The organism is Paenibacillus sp. M-152 (genome assembly GCF_003856555.1).
Taxonomy (GTDB): Bacteria; Bacillota; Bacilli; order Paenibacillales; family Paenibacillaceae; genus Paenibacillus; species Paenibacillus polymyxa_C.
In genome coordinates this window covers 3,358,783-3,379,102 of the sequence record NZ_CP034141.1, presented here as the reverse complement: position 1 = coordinate 3,379,102, position 20,320 = coordinate 3,358,783, and the positions used below count along the sequence as shown (strand labels likewise).

Annotated in this window: 16 protein-coding genes; 9 read left to right on the top strand and 7 right to left on the bottom strand. The window is 47.1% G+C overall.

Annotation, left to right across the window (positions count from 1 at the left end; translation table 11 throughout):
- Positions 1-92: 92 nt before the first annotated feature.
- The 7 genes from hydF to EGM68_RS14645 form a co-directional block, all read right to left on the bottom strand.
- Entirely contained in the window at positions 93-1,346 is a 1,254-nt protein-coding gene (gene hydF, locus EGM68_RS14675) for a [FeFe] hydrogenase H-cluster maturation GTPase HydF (RefSeq protein WP_129549491.1), read from the bottom strand.
- A complete protein-coding gene (locus EGM68_RS14670; RefSeq protein WP_080771909.1) occupies positions 1,333-2,781 on the bottom strand; it encodes an aspartate ammonia-lyase in 1,449 nt (482 codons plus the stop codon). The genes hydF and EGM68_RS14670 overlap by 14 nt, the downstream gene beginning before the upstream one ends.
- A gap of 1 nt (position 2,782) precedes the next feature.
- Positions 2,783-3,373, bottom strand: coding sequence for a 4Fe-4S dicluster domain-containing protein (locus EGM68_RS14665; RefSeq protein WP_013371605.1), 591 nt, complete (start codon positions 3,371-3,373; stop codon positions 2,783-2,785).
- A gap of 70 nt (positions 3,374-3,443) precedes the next feature.
- Positions 3,444-4,949: a [FeFe] hydrogenase, group A gene (locus tag EGM68_RS14660; protein WP_240664050.1), complete on the bottom strand. Its 1,506-nt coding sequence runs from the start codon at positions 4,947-4,949 to the stop codon at positions 3,444-3,446.
- A 32-nt stretch (positions 4,950-4,981) separates the two neighbouring features.
- Positions 4,982-5,611 carry a 4Fe-4S dicluster domain-containing protein gene (locus EGM68_RS14655; protein WP_025678581.1) on the bottom strand — a complete coding sequence of 210 codons (630 nt, stop codon included), beginning with the start codon at positions 5,609-5,611 and terminating at the stop codon, positions 4,982-4,984.
- Positions 5,608-7,770: a formate dehydrogenase subunit alpha gene (gene fdhF, locus EGM68_RS14650; RefSeq protein WP_025678582.1), complete on the bottom strand. Its 2,163-nt coding sequence runs from the start codon at positions 7,768-7,770 to the stop codon at positions 5,608-5,610. The genes EGM68_RS14655 and fdhF overlap by 4 nt, the downstream gene beginning before the upstream one ends.
- Positions 7,771-7,898: 128 nt before the next feature.
- On the bottom strand, positions 7,899-8,264 hold the full coding sequence (locus EGM68_RS14645) for a hypothetical protein (RefSeq protein WP_013371601.1): 366 nt from the start codon (positions 8,262-8,264) through the stop codon (positions 7,899-7,901).
- Between the two features lie 559 nt (positions 8,265-8,823).
- Here EGM68_RS14645 and EGM68_RS14640 point away from each other — a divergent pair.
- The 9 genes from EGM68_RS14640 to EGM68_RS14600 all read left to right on the top strand — a co-directional run bounded on the left by EGM68_RS14640 (position 8,824) and on the right by EGM68_RS14600 (position 20,275).
- Positions 8,824-11,673, top strand: coding sequence for an alpha-amylase family glycosyl hydrolase (locus EGM68_RS14640; RefSeq protein ID WP_129549490.1), 2,850 nt, complete (start codon positions 8,824-8,826; stop codon positions 11,671-11,673).
- 302 nt (positions 11,674-11,975) lie between these two features.
- Positions 11,976-13,400: a 3-isopropylmalate dehydratase large subunit gene (gene leuC, locus EGM68_RS14635; protein ID WP_013371599.1), complete on the top strand. Its 1,425-nt coding sequence runs from the start codon at positions 11,976-11,978 to the stop codon at positions 13,398-13,400.
- Positions 13,401-13,421: 21 nt separating this feature from the next.
- The gene (leuD, locus tag EGM68_RS14630; RefSeq protein WP_129549489.1) at positions 13,422-14,024 is read left to right on the top strand and encodes a 3-isopropylmalate dehydratase small subunit; all 603 of its coding nucleotides are present in this window, start codon (positions 13,422-13,424) and stop codon (positions 14,022-14,024) included.
- Positions 14,025-14,255: 231 nt separating this feature from the next.
- Positions 14,256-15,830, top strand: coding sequence for an N-acetylmuramoyl-L-alanine amidase (locus EGM68_RS14625; RefSeq protein ID WP_129549488.1), 1,575 nt, complete (start codon positions 14,256-14,258; stop codon positions 15,828-15,830).
- Between the two features lie 294 nt (positions 15,831-16,124).
- Positions 16,125-17,624: an N-acetylmuramoyl-L-alanine amidase family protein gene (locus EGM68_RS14620; protein WP_129549487.1), complete on the top strand. Its 1,500-nt coding sequence runs from the start codon at positions 16,125-16,127 to the stop codon at positions 17,622-17,624.
- Between the two features lie 49 nt (positions 17,625-17,673).
- The gene (locus EGM68_RS14615) at positions 17,674-18,324 is read left to right on the top strand and encodes a GerMN domain-containing protein (RefSeq protein ID WP_013371594.1); all 651 of its coding nucleotides are present in this window, start codon (positions 17,674-17,676) and stop codon (positions 18,322-18,324) included.
- Between the two features lie 213 nt (positions 18,325-18,537).
- Complete coding sequence (nth, locus tag EGM68_RS14610) at positions 18,538-19,212, top strand: endonuclease III (protein ID WP_025365090.1); 675 nt, start codon at positions 18,538-18,540, stop codon at positions 19,210-19,212.
- A gap of 67 nt (positions 19,213-19,279) precedes the next feature.
- Positions 19,280-19,552 carry a hypothetical protein gene (locus EGM68_RS14605; RefSeq protein ID WP_013310628.1) on the top strand — a complete coding sequence of 91 codons (273 nt, stop codon included), beginning with the start codon at positions 19,280-19,282 and terminating at the stop codon, positions 19,550-19,552.
- Positions 19,553-19,729: 177 nt separating this feature from the next.
- Entirely contained in the window at positions 19,730-20,275 is a 546-nt protein-coding gene (locus tag EGM68_RS14600) for a glutathione peroxidase (RefSeq protein ID WP_129549486.1), read from the top strand.
- Positions 20,276-20,320: the final 45 nt, after the last annotated feature.

The following is a 20,320-nucleotide window of genomic DNA, read 5'->3' as shown; positions in this document are numbered from 1 at the left end:
TAATAATAGCATTTGAACATACAAAAGCAGCCGCGCTGATTCCAACGCGGCTGCTTTTGTATGTCTAGAGAAAAAATATTAATGATGAGATTTTAAGAATAACTTCCGGCTTCAGCCGCTTGCTCCCAGGCCAGCATAGCAGATGGAAAGCATTCAATAGCACGGGGAAAGACACCCTGTACATAAGCGATAAAAACACCATAGTTCACAATCGGCACGCCGGCCGCTTTCGTTTCAGACATACGATGAAGCATTGTACGCCGATTGAGCATGCAGGCACCGCAATGAATAACCAACGCATATTCACTCAAATCGTCAGGGAAACTGGAGCCGGATGCATGCTCGATAATGAGACGTTTGCCTATCGTTTGGCGGAGCCAACGAGGGATCTTCACTCGACCAATATCGTCAGATTGGCATTGGTGAGTGCAGGCTTCGGCAATGAGTACACGGTCTCCATCCTTGAGGCGATCAATGGCTCTTGCCCCTCGCACCAGTTCGTCCAGATCGCCTTTATGACGGGCAAACAGAATAGAGAAAGAGGTAAGAGGTACATCCTTGGGTGTGTCGGCTGCGACTTTCATAAAGACCTGTGAATCGGTAATGACCAGGCGGGGCTTGCGTCCCAGTCGCTCCAGCGTCAAACGTAGTTCATGCTCTTTGGTCACTACAGCGATGGCATCGCTCTCTAGCGTATCACGGATCGTTTGCTGCTGCGGCAGAATCAATCGACCCTTTGGCGCAGCTTTATCGATGGGAACCACCAGCACGACCAGATCGCCAGGTGACAACAAGTCACCTACGATGCGGAAGCGATCTTCGTTTTGGGGGAGTGTATTCGTGATGGCCTTTTTCAGTTCAGTGTCCCCCCGAAGCATAGCGGCACTGAAAGGAATCAGTGTGAGATTCAATTCGTTCCCCAGCGTTGCAGCCATCGGATCTGATTCAGCAAGGGTATCTATTTTATTAAGTACCCCAATGACAGGAATCTTTTTAGTGCGTAGCTTTTCAAGCAGCTCATGCTCGAATGGTCCGACGCCAACAGTGGCGTCGATGACCAGCAGAGCCAAGTCTGTACTATTAAGAATTTCTAGCGTTTTGTTGCGGCGCAGCTCCCCGATCTCACCCTCATCGTCCAGTCCGGCGGTATCCACCAGAACAATGGGACCCACAGGAAGTAGCTCCATCGGCTTGAAAACGGGGTCCGTAGTCGTTCCTCCTATAGGTGATACCACAGCGGCGGGCTGGCCGGTCAAGGTGTTCAGAATGCTGGATTTGCCTGCATTTCGGCGACCAAGCAGAACGATATGTGGTCGGTTGCTTCTCGGGGTATCATTCATTCCCATGGTGAGTTCCTTCTTCCTGCCCCGGAATTCCGGGCTTGGTAACGGTATAGGGATGGCACAATTGGTCAATCCGCGCACGGGTCAGTTGACCGCGATCCTCTGCAATATCCTCTGGTGAGCGCCCCTGTGCAATGGCTGCTGATGCAATGGAAGCAGCTTCATCATAGCCAAGTTCCGCGACTAGCGCAGAAGCCATCACAGCTGAGCTGTGCAGATTAGCAGAGCAGCGTTCCTCATGTACGATCAGACCGCGCACACACCGTTCCTCGAACAGTTGAACGGCATTGCTGAGAATGTGCAGAGATTCCAGCAGCGACTCGGCAATCAACGGTAGGAACGCGTTCAGCTCCAGCTGTCCAGAGGCAGCAGCCATCGTGATAGCCGCATCATTGGCCATCACGCGCATCGCTGTCAATCCGGCCATTTCTGCCATCACCGGATTGACCTTGCCTGGCATAATAGAGGAGCCAGCTTGGACCGGAGGCAGCATGTATTCACCGATACCACCGAAAGGACCAGAGGCCAGCAGACGAAAATCGCCAGATATTTTGAGCAGATTTACGGCAGCGGATTTAAGTAGACCCGATACCTCAACGAAGACATCCATATTTTGAATCGGGTCCATGGGGTGGTCGCTACGACATAGTCCTAATCCAGTCTCGTCCGCCAGCTTTTCGACCATCCGGTAGCTGTAAGCCCGAGGCGCATTCATACCTGTGCCAATCGCCGTGCCTCCAATTGGGATTTCTCGCAGCCGTTCTTCGGCTTTATAGAGGCGCCAACGGTCACGCGCTATAGCTTTTGCGTAGGCACCAAAGCCTTGCCCGGCCATCATAGGCAGGGCATCCATTAGCTGTGTGCGGCCTAGCTTGAGCAGGTCGGCATATTCTATTTCTTTTTGCTGTAAAGTATTTTGTAACGAAGACATCGTGTCACATAAAGGGCGCAGCAGGCGTATCGCAGCAATTCGTAGCGCCGTAGGATAGACATCATTCGTAGATTGGCAGCAGTTCACATCATCCAGCGGATGTACAAGCTCATATTGCCCTGGCTGCCCCCCTAGCTGTACGATGGCCAAATTAGCAATGACCTCATTTACATTCATATGGGTACTGGTGCCTGCGCCGCCTTGCATGGCATCTACGGTAAACATATCTTGATGCCGTCCAGCGAGTAATTCATCGCAGGCATTTACAATGGGAGACACCCGGTGAGTAGGTAGCCGCTTCTGCTCACCATTGACTTGAGCGGCCGTTTTTTTCACCAATACAAGAGCGTGAATCAGGTTTCTGTTCACGGGCCTGCCGCTGACTGCAAAATTGTTCATCGCACGTGCGGTGTGAATACCGTACAAGGCCTCCGCAGGAATTTCCATGTCTCCTAGTGCATCCCGTTCGGTCCGCATAACTTTGACCAGAGGAGAAGACGGAGTCATGTTATAGACCCGTCGCCGGAATACGTGTCATATGCAGCAGCTGACGTGCACTTGCAGCTCGTTTTTCCTCAACCCGTGCATGAACCAGATCTGGCTCGACCAGCTTGAGGGCTTGCGTTGGACATTTTCCAATACAGGCCGGTCCGCCATCCACACCTTCGCACAAATCACATTTGCTGGCAATCATGCGTTCTTTGGGTTGCAAACGACCCGACACATTAGTGTACAGTCCGTCTTGCACGACCGGCTGTCCGTCTCTGTATTGAGGCACCATGGTAATCGCGCCGTAAGGGCAGGCGATCATGCAGGTTTTACAGCCAATGCAACTTTCGCTGTTAATAAGAATGCAGCCGTCTGCGTTCGTAATGGAGCCGTTCGGGCAAGCATTAGCACATGGAGCATCCTCACAGTGACGACACTGGACAGGTGCGGTGACTCCAAAGGATTTGATCACCTTTAAGCGAGGGTGAAAATGAAACTCGTCATCTGGCGAGATAAAAGGGTTCTCCGATGAATGTGCGATAACACATGCGATTTCACAGGTACGACAGCCGATACACTGATCGGGATCAGCTAAAACAAAGCGATTCATACTAACTCGACTCCTCTCTAACTAACGGCAAATTATAATTTCTAATGATTATATCTATGTGTTGAACGTACTAATGAATGGGATAATCGTTATGTCCTTTGACGGACATATCACTGCTGCTGCGGCTCTGCCTGCCGGGTCCACGCTTTTGAAAGGTCGTGTGCAGCAGATGGTGTGATACATGACCTAGCGGCTCACCTAGAAATTCATCGTACAGCTTGATGATAAAAGGATTCTCATGCGATTTGCGCACCTGAGATGCAGCATCATGTCCATAGATAGACGATTTACGCGCACGATAAGCATCGATTTTTTGTTTTTCCAACATGAGCTTGGGTTGCCCTCCTCCGCTGATACATCCAGCTGGACAGCCCATCACCTCAATAAAATGATAATCACATTCGCCTGCCTGCACACGATCCAGGAGCTGATAGGCATGCTGGAGTCCAGCGACGACCGCTACCTTGAGCTGCAATTCGCCCACCTGTACCTCCGCTACTCGAATGCCTTCTTCGCCACGGACAAAATCCAGCTGGAGCTTTGGCAGCTTCTCATTTGTCAGCAGTTCATAACCTGTGCGGATGGCAGCTTCCATAACTCCTCCAGTTACACCAAAAATAGTACCTGCGCCTGAATATTGACCTAGCGGTGCATCAAATTCCTCATCAGGCAGGTTCATAAAATCAATGCCTTGTTGCTTGATCCAGTATGCAAGCTCACGCGTGGTCAATACCTCATCTACATCACGATAACCGTCGGATTCCATTTCGGGACGATCGCATTCAAATTGTTTACAGGTACATGGCATGATCGCGACGCTGTAAATATTCGCAGGTTCCACCTCATCCAGCTGTGCACCATAGGTCTTGACCAGCGCTCCCACCATTTGCATTGGCGATTTGCAACTGGATAGATGGTCTAGCAGATCGGGGTATTCAATCTCGGCAAAACGGACCCAAGCTGGACAGCAGGATGTGAACATCGGTAACGGTCCACCCTCGGTTACGCGGCGAATCAACTCAGTGCCTTCTTCCATGATAGTTACGTCAGCTCCGAAATTCGTATCATATACTCGATCGAAGCCGAGACGACGAAGGGCAGCGGCCATTTTGCCGGGCGTCAGGGTACCAAACGGCATACCAAATTCCTCTGCGAGTGACACGCGAATGGCTGGGGCGCACTGCACGATTCGAAGCTGTCCTGGCTTCTTCATCATGTCAGCTACCTTATTCAGGTTATAGCTATAATAGGCAGCAAATAGCGGTTCGCCGATGTCGGCAGGCATATCGCGTTCACGTATACGTTCCTGTCGTCTGATGGCGGCTACCTGTGGAGATGAATCTGCCCAATCTGAGGCGTACACGCTGCATATTTGCACACATTGACCGCAAATAACACAGCGGTCTGCGTTCACGGTTTGAGGTTCTCCAGGCAGTCCCTCTATGGCATCTACCGGACAAACACCCGCACAGCGTCTGCATCCAGTACAGAGCGTTGGGTCAATATGAATGACGGGGTCTGTAGAATCAGACGTCCTCATACATGGAGGCGAAGAGATCTTGTCTGTTGTTGACATGTTTTTCTACCTTTCTGCGGCTGATTTTGACCTTACAGGCGTGGGAAAAAGACTTCCCGCCGAGGCTCTGGAGGCGAGTCGGATATACCATTGGCCAGCCGTAGCACATGATTTGGACAGGCCTCTACACAAGCAGGCTGTCCGTTCTCTGTTTCCGCGCACAGATCGCATTTGCTTGCCGCAGTGCGGGGAAGCGCGGTTCGATTTGCACGGTTAGTCAGACCGGACTGCGTGATAACGTGTCCGGCTCGATAGACTGGAGACACCTCGATTGCTCCGAAGGGGCAGGCCAAGACACAGGAGGTGCAGCCGATGCATCGGTCCTCATCAATCATGACTACGCCATCCTCCTGGCGAATGGCCTGCACCGGGCAGGCATGTGCACAGGGGGCATTTTCACAATGCCGGCATTGCACTGGCACGTACGTATCTCCGGCGCGCACTACATATACCTTGGGAACCACAGGCACACTGACGGTTCCGACCGAAGCGCCTATGCCGCCCGCCTGCCCATGAACGGCAAAACACGCCAGTTCACAGGCTTTGCAGCCAATACATTGCCCGCCGTCTGCAACGACGAATGAGGAAGCAATAGCACTTGTTCTATCGGCTGACCCCATTCTGTTTGTCGGACGGCTCAGCGTGTTGCGCGCGCCGCTCATCTCGTCACCTTGTCAGCTAAAACGGCTTCCTGAACGTTCATTTGTTTACGAATCTGTTGGTATGATTCATGTACATCACGTTCAGCCTGCGCTTGGTCGGCAATCCGCTCCAACCGGATGGCACAGTATTTTAATTCCGGGGTTTTGGATACCGGGTCGAGAAAATCGGCGGTCAACTCGTTACATGCTCCGACCCACCAGTGATAGGTCATGTAGGTCGCACCTTTCTGCACACGGTCACTGATTTGTGCCCGTGCCATAATGCGTCCCCGACGCGAGGAGATAGCCACAATTTCGCCATCTAGAATGTTTAGATCTGCTCCGTCTTCCGGACTAATCTGAATAAATCCAGGCTCATCAGACAACTGGCGCAATGCACGGCAGTTACCAGTCATAGTACGTACGGAGTAATGGCCTACCTCACGTACTGTAGATAAGACAAGCGGGAATTGTGCATCCGGCTGTTCTTGTGGTGGTCGCCATTCGCAGGCGAATAATCGGCCTTTACCACTAGGTGTGGAAAATTGGTTGCCTTTGTACAAATACGGTGTACCTGGATGATCCTCTGTAGGGCATGGCCATTGTACGCCGCCTTGTTCCTCCATTTTCTGATAGCTGGCACCAGCGAATAAGGGACTGAGGCTTCGCATTTCATCCCAAATTTCCTCTGTGTTTGCATAGGACATAGGGTAGCCCATAGCGGTAGCAACCTCGCTAATAATAGCCCAGTCTGGCTTTACATCACCCTGAGGCTCGACGGCCTTGCGGATGCGCTGAAAGCCACGGTCTGCCGAAGAATACACCCCGTCATGCTCGCCCCAAGCGGTAGAAGGGAGGATGACATCCGCATGCAGTGCCGTCTTGTTCATGAAAATATCCTGCACCACGACAAATTCCAATTTTTCCAGCGCTTCACGCAGCTCGGCAGCGTTCGGATCACTTTGTACAGGATCTTCGCCGAAGATATAATAAGCCTTCAGCTTGTTCTCTTTCAGAATGAGATGCGGTACTTCTGTAAGTGAATATCCTTTTTTACGCGGCAGTTCAACACCCCATGCTTTTTCAAACTTTTTGCGAACTGCAGTGTCGATGACATCCTGGTAACCAGGATACACATTGGGTAATGCACCCATGTCGCAGGAGCCCTGGACATTGTTTTGTCCACGTACAGGTCCAATACCTACATTTGGCTTGCCCAGATTACCAGTAAGCAGGGCAAGGGAAGCGAGACCTTTTACCACATCAACGGCCTGTGAAAATTGACATACGCCCATTCCGTATAGAATTGTAGCGGTAGGAGCCTTGGCATATTCCCTCATAGCCGCCCGAATGTCAGCAGCCTTGACACCCGTAATACCTTCCGCATATTCAGGTGTATATTTTTTAATGTTTTCTACATATTCGGCAAAGCCTTCTGTGTTTGCTTCGACATATCTTTTGTCGTACAGCCCTTCATGTACTAGCACATGACCAAAGGCGTTCACCAAAGCCATGTTCGAGCCGCCTTTTAGAGGTAGCCACATATCCGCGATGCGCCCTGTTTCAGTCATACGAGGATCACATACAATAATTTTGGCACCTCTTTGCTTGGCAGCTACAATACGTCTTGCGACGATTGGATGCGTTTCTGGCGCATTGTATCCAAATACGAAAAGGAGATCAGAATGTTCAATTTCAGGAATAGAGTTGGACATAGCCCCATCCCCAAGCGAGTAGGTTAAGCCTGCTACGGAAGGACCGTGGCAAACACGGGCACAGTGATCAATATTATTGGTGCCAATGACTGCCCGCATGAACTTTTGCATGACATAATTGGCTTCATTCCCCGGACCGCGTGCGGAACCCGTCCCCATGATAGAGTCAGGTCCATACTTTTCCTTAATTGCTGACAGCCGTTCGGCAGTATACTGAATGGCTTCATTCCATTCCACTTCCTCCATGACTCCATTTTTGCGAATCATGGGCTTGCGCAAGCGTGCAGTCAGAATCTGTGGATCATTCAGAAAATCCCACCCATAATGTCCCTTCAGACACAATGTTCCTTCATTTGTACGGCCATTAGCTGGCTCCGCGCCAATTACCTGTCCTTTGTCCACTAGCAAATGAAGCTGACAACCGCTTCCGCAGTAAGGACATACTGTTAATACCTTGTCTGCCATGTGTGCAGCACCTCTTTTTATATGAAATAGATGAAACTCGTAACATAAAAAAAGCCAATACAAAAATGCCGCTTTACGCTGCATTCTGTACTGGCTTATCCGCGAGCGAGGAGATAATCTCCTTCCCGCTAATCCAACCGGGGTATGTGTTGTAGTTCAAGAGTAATGATAATATGTCCGTCTCCATGGACGGAGGGGCAGACCTCCCAAGTGTAAGTGAAGGGACTGCCAAGTGTTTTTTCGGCTTCCCTCATAAACTCCTTTTCCAGATAAGGACGAAGGACATTCCAGTAATCACTGACCTTTTCCACAGCGCCTTCATGAACGAGAATTTCGGACAGATTAGACAAAGTACCTTGGATCTCTACTGTAACTCGGAGTGGTGAGTTCAAAGAAACCTTAACGTTGTCCGGTCCTTTTCCTCGGTAATGCTTGACAATACATACGGCCAGCTTCCTGATGCGCTCACGGTATTCCAATTCGGTATTCAACATCTGGACACTCCGCTTCGAATCAAAATAAAGGCGTACTTGCCGCGCATGCTAGACAGCCTCTGTAGCTAATTTAGAACAGGAAGTAAACGTCCCGACCAAAATGGTCTGCCCAGCACGGCGTATCACTCTTCTATGGTAGAACAGGTTGACCAGGAAAGATGTGAAATTCATTACACCCAACCAAAATTTTACATAGTTTAGATTGGAGGTAGGTATGCTGGGAATTTGCGAGCGAGAGAGTTCTGGAAAAGTAGCCATTGGTTTTCATAAAGAGTGATTATGGTCGGAGGAAATCTACACACTAGCAAATACATTGACCGAGGAAAAGTATGGATGATATAATCAAAAAAGGAAAAATCATTGATTATTTTAGATCCGTATTTAAACGGGCTTTTTTAAGAGTTTATTTTGTAAGCGCGTACAATGATTTTTCTTACATAACACGGGGGAGGCGATCAATGGATTCATTTTATCCAAAATAAGTGTCTTTCTTTTTTTTTATTTTTTATGCAACCGGTTGCACGATCTAGCTACTAAATTTTATCAGGAGGGTGTTAACTTGCTAAGAAAAAAAACAGGGAGTTTTATTTCTTGGTTGATTATACTGTCGCTTTGCTTGAACTTTTTCGGTTTACCTGGCGGTGCTTCGGCCAGTAACACCGATCATACAGCCGCCTATACGAATTCCACAGTGAATGTTCTTCCATTGCCGACCGCAGCGGTCACGTCTACCGTTACTGCGACGTATGCACCTACAGCATCACCTGCATCAACTCAAAACGGATTAACGGTTCACTTTAAAAAGCCTGCAAGCTGGAATTCAGCAATTCGAATCCATTACTGGAATTTGAATCCGGCAACCGTTCCGATTAGTGGGGCGTGGCCCGGAATTCTTATGAAGTCGGACGGAAACGACTGGTATAGCTATACCATTGCCGAGGCGACAGGCTCAAGTCTCATCTTTAATGATAGTAGTGGCAAACAGACGGCCGACTTGTCCCGCAGTGTGAAAGACGGCTGGTATTACACGGATAACGTATGGTATGATGCCAACCCGGAAACTCCAAAAGTTCCGGTGGTTTCCATCTCTCCCGAGCCGAAAACATACGATTCGGCCCAAATGGTAACGCTGTCCAGCACCAACAGTGGCAATAAGATTTATTATACGATAGACGGTTCGACACCTACGACCTCCTCGACCTTGTATACCACTCCAATCAAGGTTGCTTCCTCTTTGACTATCAAAGCCATCGCTGTCAATTCAATCGGTCAAACTGGAAATGCATCCTCTTTCGATTATGTAATTGATCTAAATGCCGATCTGCAAGCTCCGACAATCACGGCGAATTTGCCTGCCGGGCATTCCGGTTCCTCTGTGACGGTATCCTTCAACCTGAAAGATAACAAGGCGGCAACGACCAAGGCATACTACACGGAGGATGGTACGGAACCTACCACAAGCTCAAAAGTCTACATCCACGGTAACGCACTGGCCGGATTGACCGGACCGTCCATCCTTATCTCCAAGACCACGACATTAAAATTTCTTATTATAGACGGTGCTGGGAATCAAACCAAACAGAGCTTTGTTTATAATATTGGAGACAAGGGGGATTTTCGGGAAGACACTATTTACTTCGTGATTACTTCCCGGTTCTATGACGGTGATCCAAGCAACAATGTGCATGCATGGGATGATACCAAGGCGCGTAATCCGGATTCGGACCCGGCTTGGAGAGGAGATTTTAAGGGACTGATTCAAAAGCTCGATTATATCAAAGCCCTCGGATTTAGTGCCATCTGGATTACACCTGTTGTGCAGAATGCCAGCGGTTATGATTATCATGGTTACCATGCTATAAACTTTGCCAAAGTAGATCCAAGGTATGAATCGGCGGGAGCTTCTTATCAGGATTTGATCAATGCGGCCCATGCCAAAGGGCTGAAGGTTATTCAGGACATCGTCGTCAATCATACCGGTAATTTTGGTGAAGAGAATCTGTACCCCATGTTTAAGAAAGATTCGGCTAAACCGGATACCGGTAACAACTTGGTGAAAACTACGGATAAGCTGCCGTCAAACTATGATTCCATGACACCCGATCAGCAGTATCAGGCAAGGCTCGCTTTAATGAAGACCGCCGAAACGAATAATAATATTTACCATACAGAGAAAAGTCTTTCCTGGGAGTCCTATACTGTTCAGACTGGTCAGATAGCGGGAGATTGCGTGGATTTGAACACGGAAAACCCTACAGTTAACAAATATTTAATTGATACCTACAATCACTATATAGACATGGGCGTTGACGCTTTCCGTGTCGATACAGTGAAGCATGTGAGCCGATATATTTTCAATAAATACTATATTCCTGCCTGGAAGACAAGAGGCGGCTCGGATTTCTATGTTTTTGGAGAAGTAGCCACCCGGTACAGAGATGTTTGGAACAGCGGAATTCCAGCGATTTCAACGCCATTCTATACTTGGAAGGCTTCAAAATCGTATCCGGGCGATGGGAAAAATGACTATGCCTCTAATAAAATGTCGGTTGAACAAGAGTGGGCGGATAACTCTACTACAGCAGGACAGCCAACTTCGAACAATGCTTTCTTAATCGGCAATACCTATCATACGCCTGACTATTCGATGAAATCGGGTATGGATGTGATAGATTTTCCTATGCATTGGGCGTTCAAGACCGCGCATGAAGCCTTCAATATGAGAAGTGGAGATCAATACTACAATGATGCCACCTGGAATGTAACCTATGTCGACTCTCATGACTATGCGCCCGACCAGGCTCCGGAAAATCAAAGATTTGCGGGCACACAAGATACTTGGGCCGAGAATCTCGATCTGATGTTCACCTTCCGCGGAATACCTGCCATCTTCTATGGCTCCGAAATCGAATTTCAAAAGGGGGCAGTCATTGATCCGGGTCCAAATGCACCGCTAAGCAAAACGGGACGGGCTTACTACGGCGATCACATAGAAGGCAGTGTTATGGTACAAGATTATGGCAAATACACAAACGCTACTGGCACGCTTGCGGAATCACTCAGCCATCCTCTGGCGAAACATATCAGACAGCTTAATTTAATTAGAAGAGCTGTACCTGCCTTGCAAAAAGGCCAGTATTCTACAGAAAATGTTACGGGTAATCTTGCGTTTAAGAGAAGATATACCGACAGCGCCAAAGGCATTGACAGCTTTGCGTTGGTCACGATTTCGGGAAACGCAACGTTTTCCGGAATTCCGAACGGAACCTATGTGGATGCAGTGACCGGTGATTCCAAAAAAGTTACGGATGGCAAAATTACCTTGACTTGCTCCGGTAAAGGAAATGCAAGGGTATATGTTTTGAATGGCAGTGGTGGAATTGGAGAAACGGGAACCTATTTGAAGTAAGCAGTCATCGGAGATTGACGGTGTACGGTATGGTGATGCACTCAATCTCAATGTTTTAGCGCAAAACTATAATGATATAAAAATAGAGTCATACCAAAGGTCAAAAGGAAAAATAACCTTCGGCCTTTGGTGTTTTAGTCTTGCCTCAATATTTTCTTAAGTGCGCTTATAGGTCAAGACTATCACTTCTATAGATATCATATCTTAGACCAATCAGACACGTCGTGGTATATTGTTGACATCCAAGAGAGAGCCGTACAGCTTCTCTCCACTAGGTTCGAAAAACACAGGGGTGAATATTGATGAGTAAAAAGACCATGTTCGAGAAAATTTGGGATAACCATGTCATCTATCAGGAAGCGGGCAAGCCGAGTATTTTGTACATTGATCTTCACCTCGTACATGAGGTAACTTCGCCGCAGGCGTTTGAGGGACTACGTCTTAGCGGTCGCAAGGTGCGTCGTCCAGAGCTGACGTTTGCCACAATGGATCATAACGTACCGACAAAAGATCGTTACAACATTACGGACCCGATTTCCAAGCAGCAGATTGATACATTAACTCAAAATTGCCGCGATTTCGGTGTCACACTATATGATCTGGATACGGTGGATCAGGGTGTCGTTCACGTTATGGGGCCTGAACTGGGGCTGACTCATCCGGGAAAAACGATTGTTTGTGGTGATAGCCATACCTCCACACACGGGGCGTTCGGAGCGCTCGCTTTTGGTATCGGAACCAGTGAGGTAGAGCACGTATTGGCAACGCAATGTCTCCAGCAAGCAAAAGCAAAAACGATGGAAGTTCGTTTTGTAGGGCGTCGCAAACCTGGTGTGACGGCAAAGGACATGATTTTGGGTGTCATCGCCAAATACGGTACAGATTTCGCTACAGGCTATGTTATTGAGTACACGGGTGAATCCATCCGCGAGTTGAGCATGGAAGAGCGCATGACAGTGTGTAACATGTCTATTGAAGGCGGAGCCAGAGCAGGTATGATTGCGCCGGACGAAACGACCTTCAACTACTTGCGTGGACGTCAACATGTAGCCCAAGGTGACGCATTTGAGCAGGCGGTTGCTGAGTGGAAAGAGCTTGTCACCGATGAAGGCGCCGAGTTTGATGTCGTGCTGGAGTTTGACGTGGATTCCTTAATTCCACAAGTAACGTGGGGCACCAGTCCCGGTATGGGCACAGATATTTCCTCAACCGTACCCATTCCGGCAGAATTGCCGACAGAAAACGAACGTAAAGCAGCTGAGAAAGCGCTTGAATATATGGATTTGAAGCCAGGCACACCGATCACGGATATTGCAATTGATTATGTGTTTATCGGCTCATGCACCAACGGTCGGATTGAAGATTTGCGCGCTGCAGCCGAAGTAGCCAAAGGCTACAAGGTTTCTGACAAAGTCACGGCAATCGTGGTACCAGGTTCGGGTCGTGTGAAAATTCAGGCTGAAGAAGAAGGACTGGACGTCATTTTTCAAGAAGCAGGATTTGAGTGGCGCGAAGCGGGTTGCAGCATGTGTCTTGCGATGAATCCAGATGTACTTCAACCGGGGCAACGTTGTGCTTCAACTTCTAATCGCAACTTTGAAGGTCGTCAGGGACGCGGAGGACGTACTCACCTTGTATCTCCAGCAATGGCAGCCGCTGCGGCGATTCATGGACATTTTGTCGATGTACGAGATTGGAAATTCAAGCAAGAAGAAGTTGTCCGCTAGGATACGGAGGAGGAATTAACGATGGAAGCTTTCACAACTTTAAAAGGAATTGTAGCGCCTGTGGATCGGGTGAACGTGGATACGGATGCTATTATTCCTAAGCAATTTTTGAAACGCATCGAGCGCACAGGCTTTGGGCAGTTTTTGTTCTATGAGTGGCGGTTTGATGAGGCGGGCAATATTAATCCTGAATTTGAACCGAACAAGTCTCGTTATGCAGGGGCATCTGTACTGATTTCTCGCGCCAACTTTGGTTGCGGCTCCTCCCGTGAGCATGCACCGTGGGCAATCATGGACTATGGGTTTCGTTGTGTAATCGCACCGTCTTTTGCGGATATCTTCTATAATAACTGTTTTAAAAACGGTATTTTGCCGATCAAACTGTCTGAAGAGCAAGTAGAGGAATTGTTCCAGCGCACGGCAAAGCATGATAATTACCAATTAAACGTAGACCTGAATGAAAAAACGGTCACTGACGATTACGGTCTGCGTATTGAATTCGATCTGGATGAACATCGCCGTCAATTCCTGCTGCAAGGCTTGGATGATATTGGCTTGACCCTCCAGCATGAGTCTGAAATTCTGGCTTATGAGCAAAAGCGTGCTGCGAAACAAGGCGCATAATGTTCATTTCCGGTCCAATTTCAATATGAAGAAATATAGTTAATTTATTTGATAGACAGACAGCCCGTACTGGCAACTCTTTTGCCTACGGGCTTTTATCATGTTTAGAAAATAAATTGGTAAATAAGGGGTTGACGGTTCGACTCATCATGGTATTGTAAATGTAAAATGGTTGAAGGATTATGTCTGTAAGTAGCACAAAAAATACATATATAAGTTAGGGGAATGAGGATGAAGAAATATGGTTGGGTGATACTAGCGGCTATCTTGATTTGGTTGTGGCCGTCCTCCCCTCATGTGAATGCGGCTGGAGCAGAATTGTTTTTGGATGGCAAAAGGGTGGAAGCGCCCGCGGGTGCCAAGCCTGAAATGGTCAATGGTAAAATCATGGTACCGCTCAGGGTGGTTGGGGAGCAGCTTGGATATCAGTTTAAGTGGGAGCCACAAGCCTATAAAATTTCAATACAAAAAAACAGTACCGATATGTCTATGTATGTAGGCCGTACATCGGCTGATGTGAATGGAAAAACAGTTAGTTTGGATGCACCACCTGTGCTGCGGGGCAGCTCGACCATGGTTCCATTGCGTTTTGTCGGGGAGCAAATGGGGTTAAAAGTGGATTGGAATAATCAAAATAAATCCGTAAATCTCAGTCAGAAGATTGCAACTCAACCAGCGGATAAACAGTCTCAATCCCAACAACCGTCGCAAACGTCAACACAGAGTACAAAAAGCACAAATAAAACGCCTACAGCAACAGCGAGAACAATAACTCCGGTTGAAGCAGACAAGCATACGGAAGCCGTACCTTCAACTTCCAAGGAGCAGAATGTAGAACAGACTACTACAAATGCGGTGCTTGTACAAAACATTTCTTTTGAGAATGAAACGTTAAAGATTTCTCTGAACAAAGACCTAACTCCTAAAGTATCCAAAATGACAGGACCTGACCGTATAGTTGTAGATTTACCGGAGACTTCACTGTCGACAGATCTTCTCCAGTCGTTCCCGGTTCGTAAGGATGGCACTCGGGCGTTGGTGAATAGTTACGGTGAGGATGTACAGGAAATCAGATTTGCTCCTGCGGATGGAACAAAAGGGGGCGCACGTATCGTCATTGCTTTGAATCAGGCACGTGATTACGATCTTTCAACAAATGGCATAGGTGATATCACCCTTCAGTTGCGTGAACGTAGTGTGAACCCGGAGATAGTAGCTCCAACGAATGTCGAAGGACGGCGAATCGTCGTAATTGATCCAGGACATGGTGGTAAGGACCCTGGAGCAGGCAGTGTGACTGGACGACATGAGAAGGAATTTACTTTGGCGGTAGCGTTAAAAGTCCAGCAGCTTGCCCAAAATGATCCTGATATTCAAATTGTATTGACTCGCAATGGAGATACGTATCCCACACTGGATGAACGGCCACAGCTCGCTAATAATCAGCAGGCTAGCGTGTTTGTTTCCATTCATGGTAACAGTATGCCAACTTCTAATAACGGAAAAGCTAATGGGTCTGAAACCTATTATGCACGTCAGGAAAGTTTGAGCCTGGCCACGATCATGCACAAGCATCTTGTAGCAGCAACCGAGTTTAAGGATAACGGTATTAAGGTGGCAAACCATGTGGTGACGAGAAAATCACAAATGCCCGCTGTATTACTGGAATGTGGCTACCTTAGTAATCTGTCAAATGAAGCGGCCATGTTCACAGAAGAAACACAGCAGAAGATTGCCGAAGGTATTGTCGATGGCCTGAAAGAGTACCTTGGAACAGGCACAGGAGTAACTGAATCACTCAACTAAGAAAGTTTGCAATAAAAGCTGCTTTTTCACCTTTTAATGAAAATTCATGAGGGTGAAAAGTAGCTTTTTTTATTTTTTTGCTGTGACTTTTGACGGGAAGCAAATGGTCCATATTTTTAGTCAAAATTCGACAAAAATAGTTCTTTGGCACGTATATTTCTGTTATGATGGAATATATTCGCAACTTTTGGTGTGAGATAACGTCTATAAGGTTGTCTGATATTACATAAGCGCGTATATCAGGTCGCCGCACCGGAGCATGTGGCAAAAAAATTATGAATGGAAGGGTGACGAATGAAGAAATTTGGTTTTTTGTTGTTATTATTTGTCTTCATGTGGGTGGTTCCGGGTTATGGACATGCGGCTTCGAGTGGAACACAAATCTATCTCGACGATCAACAGTTAAGTGTCCCTAGTGGTGCTAAGGCACAAGTAATTGGCGGAAGTACGATGGTTCCGCTGCGCGTAATTTCTGAAAATTTGGGATATGACGTGACATGGAAGCAGCAGGCGCGAACCATAACGATTGAGAAGGACAGTACCTTGATCCGAATGATAATCGGAAGTAAGACGGCGACTGTCAATGGAAGCGACATTAGTCTGGATGCTTCGCCTCTGCTGCGTTCCAATTATGCCCTTGTACCGCTTCGTTTTATCGGCGAGCAAATGGGACTGGACGTAAAATGGGACAGCAGCTCCAAGTCCGTAAAATTATATACCCGCAATAGTGGGTCTGGAAACGGGGAATTTACACCTCCTAAGTCCGGAAATAACAGTACAGGTACAGGAAGTGTAACTGCGCCAACCAATAATGCAAGTTCAGGTGTGACGCAGGTGCAGGGAGTCAGTTTCAGCCAAAACCGCTTAACCATCACAACAGCGGGTGCTGTCAAGCCGAAAGCGTTTACGATGACAGGCCCTGATCGGGTAGTGGTGGATTTGCCAGCGACTGCATTTGCGGACAATTTTGGAGACCAGCAGAAGCTGGATAGCAACTTAAATGGTTCGCTGGACATTGAGAATGAAGCGGATGTGTCCGGTATCCGATATGCTTTATTCCAAAAGGAACCATCAACGGTGCGAGTTGTTATTGATTTGAAACATGCCATGAATTATACCGCATATAATGATGGATCGAATCGTGTTATCGTCGATCTGGCTTCCAAGGATTCAGTGAATACAACGCCAGACGCAACGTTACCGGATGGGTCAGAGCCGGACGATACGCAGACATCTCCAGTTAATAGCAATGGTAAAAAGGTCGTTGTTATTGATGCTGGACATGGAGCAAAAGATTCCGGGGCAGTTGGTATTTCAAGAAAAAATTATGAAAAGACCTTCAACCTTGCGATGGCTCTGAAAGTAGAAAGCATATTAAAACAAAACCCCAAGCTTGAGGTTGTGTTAACACGTAGCGATGATACATTTTTGGAGCTTAAACAGCGCGTAAAAGTGGCTGAAAATCTTAAAGCCAACGTGTTTGTGTCCATTCATGCTAACAGCAGCGGTAGCTCAGCTTCCAACGGCACAGAGACGTATTACCAGCGTAGTGCAAGCAAAGCGTTCGCCAACGTTATGCATAAGTACTTTGCTCCTGCGACGGGTCTGACAGACCGCGGCATTCGTTATGGAAATTTCCATGTAATTCGGGAAACGACTATGCCAGCTGTTTTGCTTGAAGTAGGATATCTGAGTAATGCAAAAGAGGAAGCAACACTGTTTGATGAAGATTTTCAAAACCGGGTAGCTCAAGGGATTGCAGATGGAATCACAGAGTATCTCGACGTAAAATAAATCTTCAACAAATCGCTTGCCAACGTCAAGTAAGGAGGGGGACAGACATATGAACAAGAAAATCGTAATTGCAGGTCTGCTGGCACTGTTTGCCATTGCAGGTGCAGGGTGTGCCTCTAAGCAAACATCGGCTCCTGCGACTCCATCTCAGGAAACACAAACTTCAGCTGCACAAAATAGTACACCCGAACAGACGACCCCTGATCCATCAGCTCAGTCTGCTGAAAATAATGGAGCGAGTCAAACACCTGCAACTCCGTCGACGGAGCCTACAAAGACCAAGACGGACACGGAAAAGTCAGGAGATCGTCAAACACAGCAGATCACGGTGTATTATACGGATACACAAGAGAACGGTTTGAAAGAACAGAAAAAGGAAATTACCTATCCGAGCGAGCTGGAAAAATTCCAAAAAGCGTTTGAAGCTCTACAAAAGAGCGGTGATTCTGCTCTGATTCCGTTGTGGTCCGAGAAAATTACCGTGCATAAGATCAAATTGGATAACGGTGCATTGACCTTTGATATTTCCCTGCCGGATGAGGCTCGATTGGGAGCTGGCGGCGAGGAATTGGCTATCGATGCTTTGAAGCAAACGATGTTCCAATTCAAGGAAGTCAAAACGCTGGATTTGCTCGTAGATGGTCAATCTCTGGAGTCCTTAATGGGACATGTAGATTTGGAGCATCCAATGAGCCGTTAATCGATCAGACTGTATGAAAATTTCTTGAGAATTTACACACTTTTCACGTGCAATCTGTGACAGATAATGATAATATAGGAGTGTATTTCTCGCCTATGCAGGCAGTCATGCACAAATAGTATTCGTTTCTTTCCGGATGATTATTTAGAGTGACCGTCTTGATGCGGGCTATCCCGTATCAAGACGTTTTTTTTGCTAGGAGGTAGGATTTCCGTGAATGCAGCAACCGCACGTCATATATTGGACACCATCGGTACGATGTTTCCGGATGCCCATTGTGAGCTGAACCATGACAATGCTTTTGAATTAACGATTGCCGTGTTATTGTCTGCTCAATGCTCCGATCAGATGGTCAATAAAGTAACGGCAGACCTGTTTCAAAAATACAAGTCACCTGAGGATTATTTGGCTGTTCCTCTTGAGGAACTGGAGCAGGATATTCGTAGAATCGGCTTGTACCGAAACAAGGCCAAGCATATTCATAACCTCTGCCGGATTTTAATAGACCAGTACGGGGGAGAGATACCTTCGGAGCATGATCAACTGGTCAAGCTACCCGGTGTTGGCCGCAAGACGGCTAATGTCGTAGTATCTACTGCCTTTGATGTACCAGCTATTGCGGTAGATACGCATGTAGAGCGCGTTTCCAAACGGCTCGGCTTTGCAGGGTGGGATGATTCAGTGCTTGAGGTGGAAAAAAAGCTGATGAAAAGGGTACCTAGGGATGAATGGTCTGTGACCCATCACCGGCTCATTTTTTTCGGACGCTACCATTGCAAAGCTCAAAACCCTCAATGTCAGGTGTGTCCATTGCTTGATGTGTGCAGGGAAGGCAAGAAACGTATGAAAACGTCTCTTATCAGAAAAGATAAGAAACGTAGAGCTTAAAGACCCGAAAGACCTATAAAGGTAATAGAGGGTTTAACCATTTATGTGTAGAAAAGGATGAAGAGTAATGAAGTGCATTTCGGTATATACAGATAATTTTGAGGCGTTCTCCGATATTTTTGAGCAAATTGTAACAACAGAGTTTGCTGAAAACGAAGAGCGCGAGCTAGAGGGAATCACAGTTAGTCATTCTGGTGATGTACCTGAGCATTACCTAGAGCGTATGTCACAAAAACCAGAAGTGGTCGTAATGAAGGATAAATCCCGTGGAATTACGATCTTACAGCATGGTCAAGTATTTGAAATTTTGCTGCCAGTACTTGAGACTGCAGCTAATTAAGTGTAATTAGCGGACGACATGCGTTGCATGTTCCGGTATAGGCGGCTCGGCTGGTCTAACCAGCCCGCAGGCGCATATTTACACGAACCTTGAAGACTGTCATAAAACGCTGGATATGGATGATTTCACATATTTAAATATGAAATCTTCAATTACATTTTCAGAGGAGTTTCTTAAATGAGCATTTATGATTATTCAGCCATTGCGATGAACGGCAAGGAGATCACCCTTAGTGATTATAAAGATAAAGTAGTGTTGATTGTAAATACGGCCAGCCAGTGCGGTTTTACATTTCAATATCAGGATTTGCAGCGTCTATATGATCAATATAAGGATAGAGACTTGGTGATTCTCGGGTTCCCATGCAATCAATTTGCCGATCAAGAGCCGGATTCCAATGAAAGTGTGCAAACATTTTGTACTCTGAATTATGGTGTCGCATTCCCCATGTTCCAAAAGGTGAATGTACGTGATGAGCAGGCTCACCCGTTGTTTACATATCTTGCTTCGTCGTTGCCCTTTGAGGGCTTTGATGAAACACATTCGGTTGCCAAAATACTTATTCCTTTAATTCATGAGCGTCATCCTGAGTACTTACCAGGAGATTCGATCAAATGGAATTTCACGAAATTCCTGATTGATCGGAACGGGAAAGTGATCAAACGATTTGAAGCAACGACAGACCCTCTGGATATGGAAGAATATATTGAAGCATTACTGTGATGATCTGTTTTGGACATTATAAAATAAACTTATGGTTTGCCATTT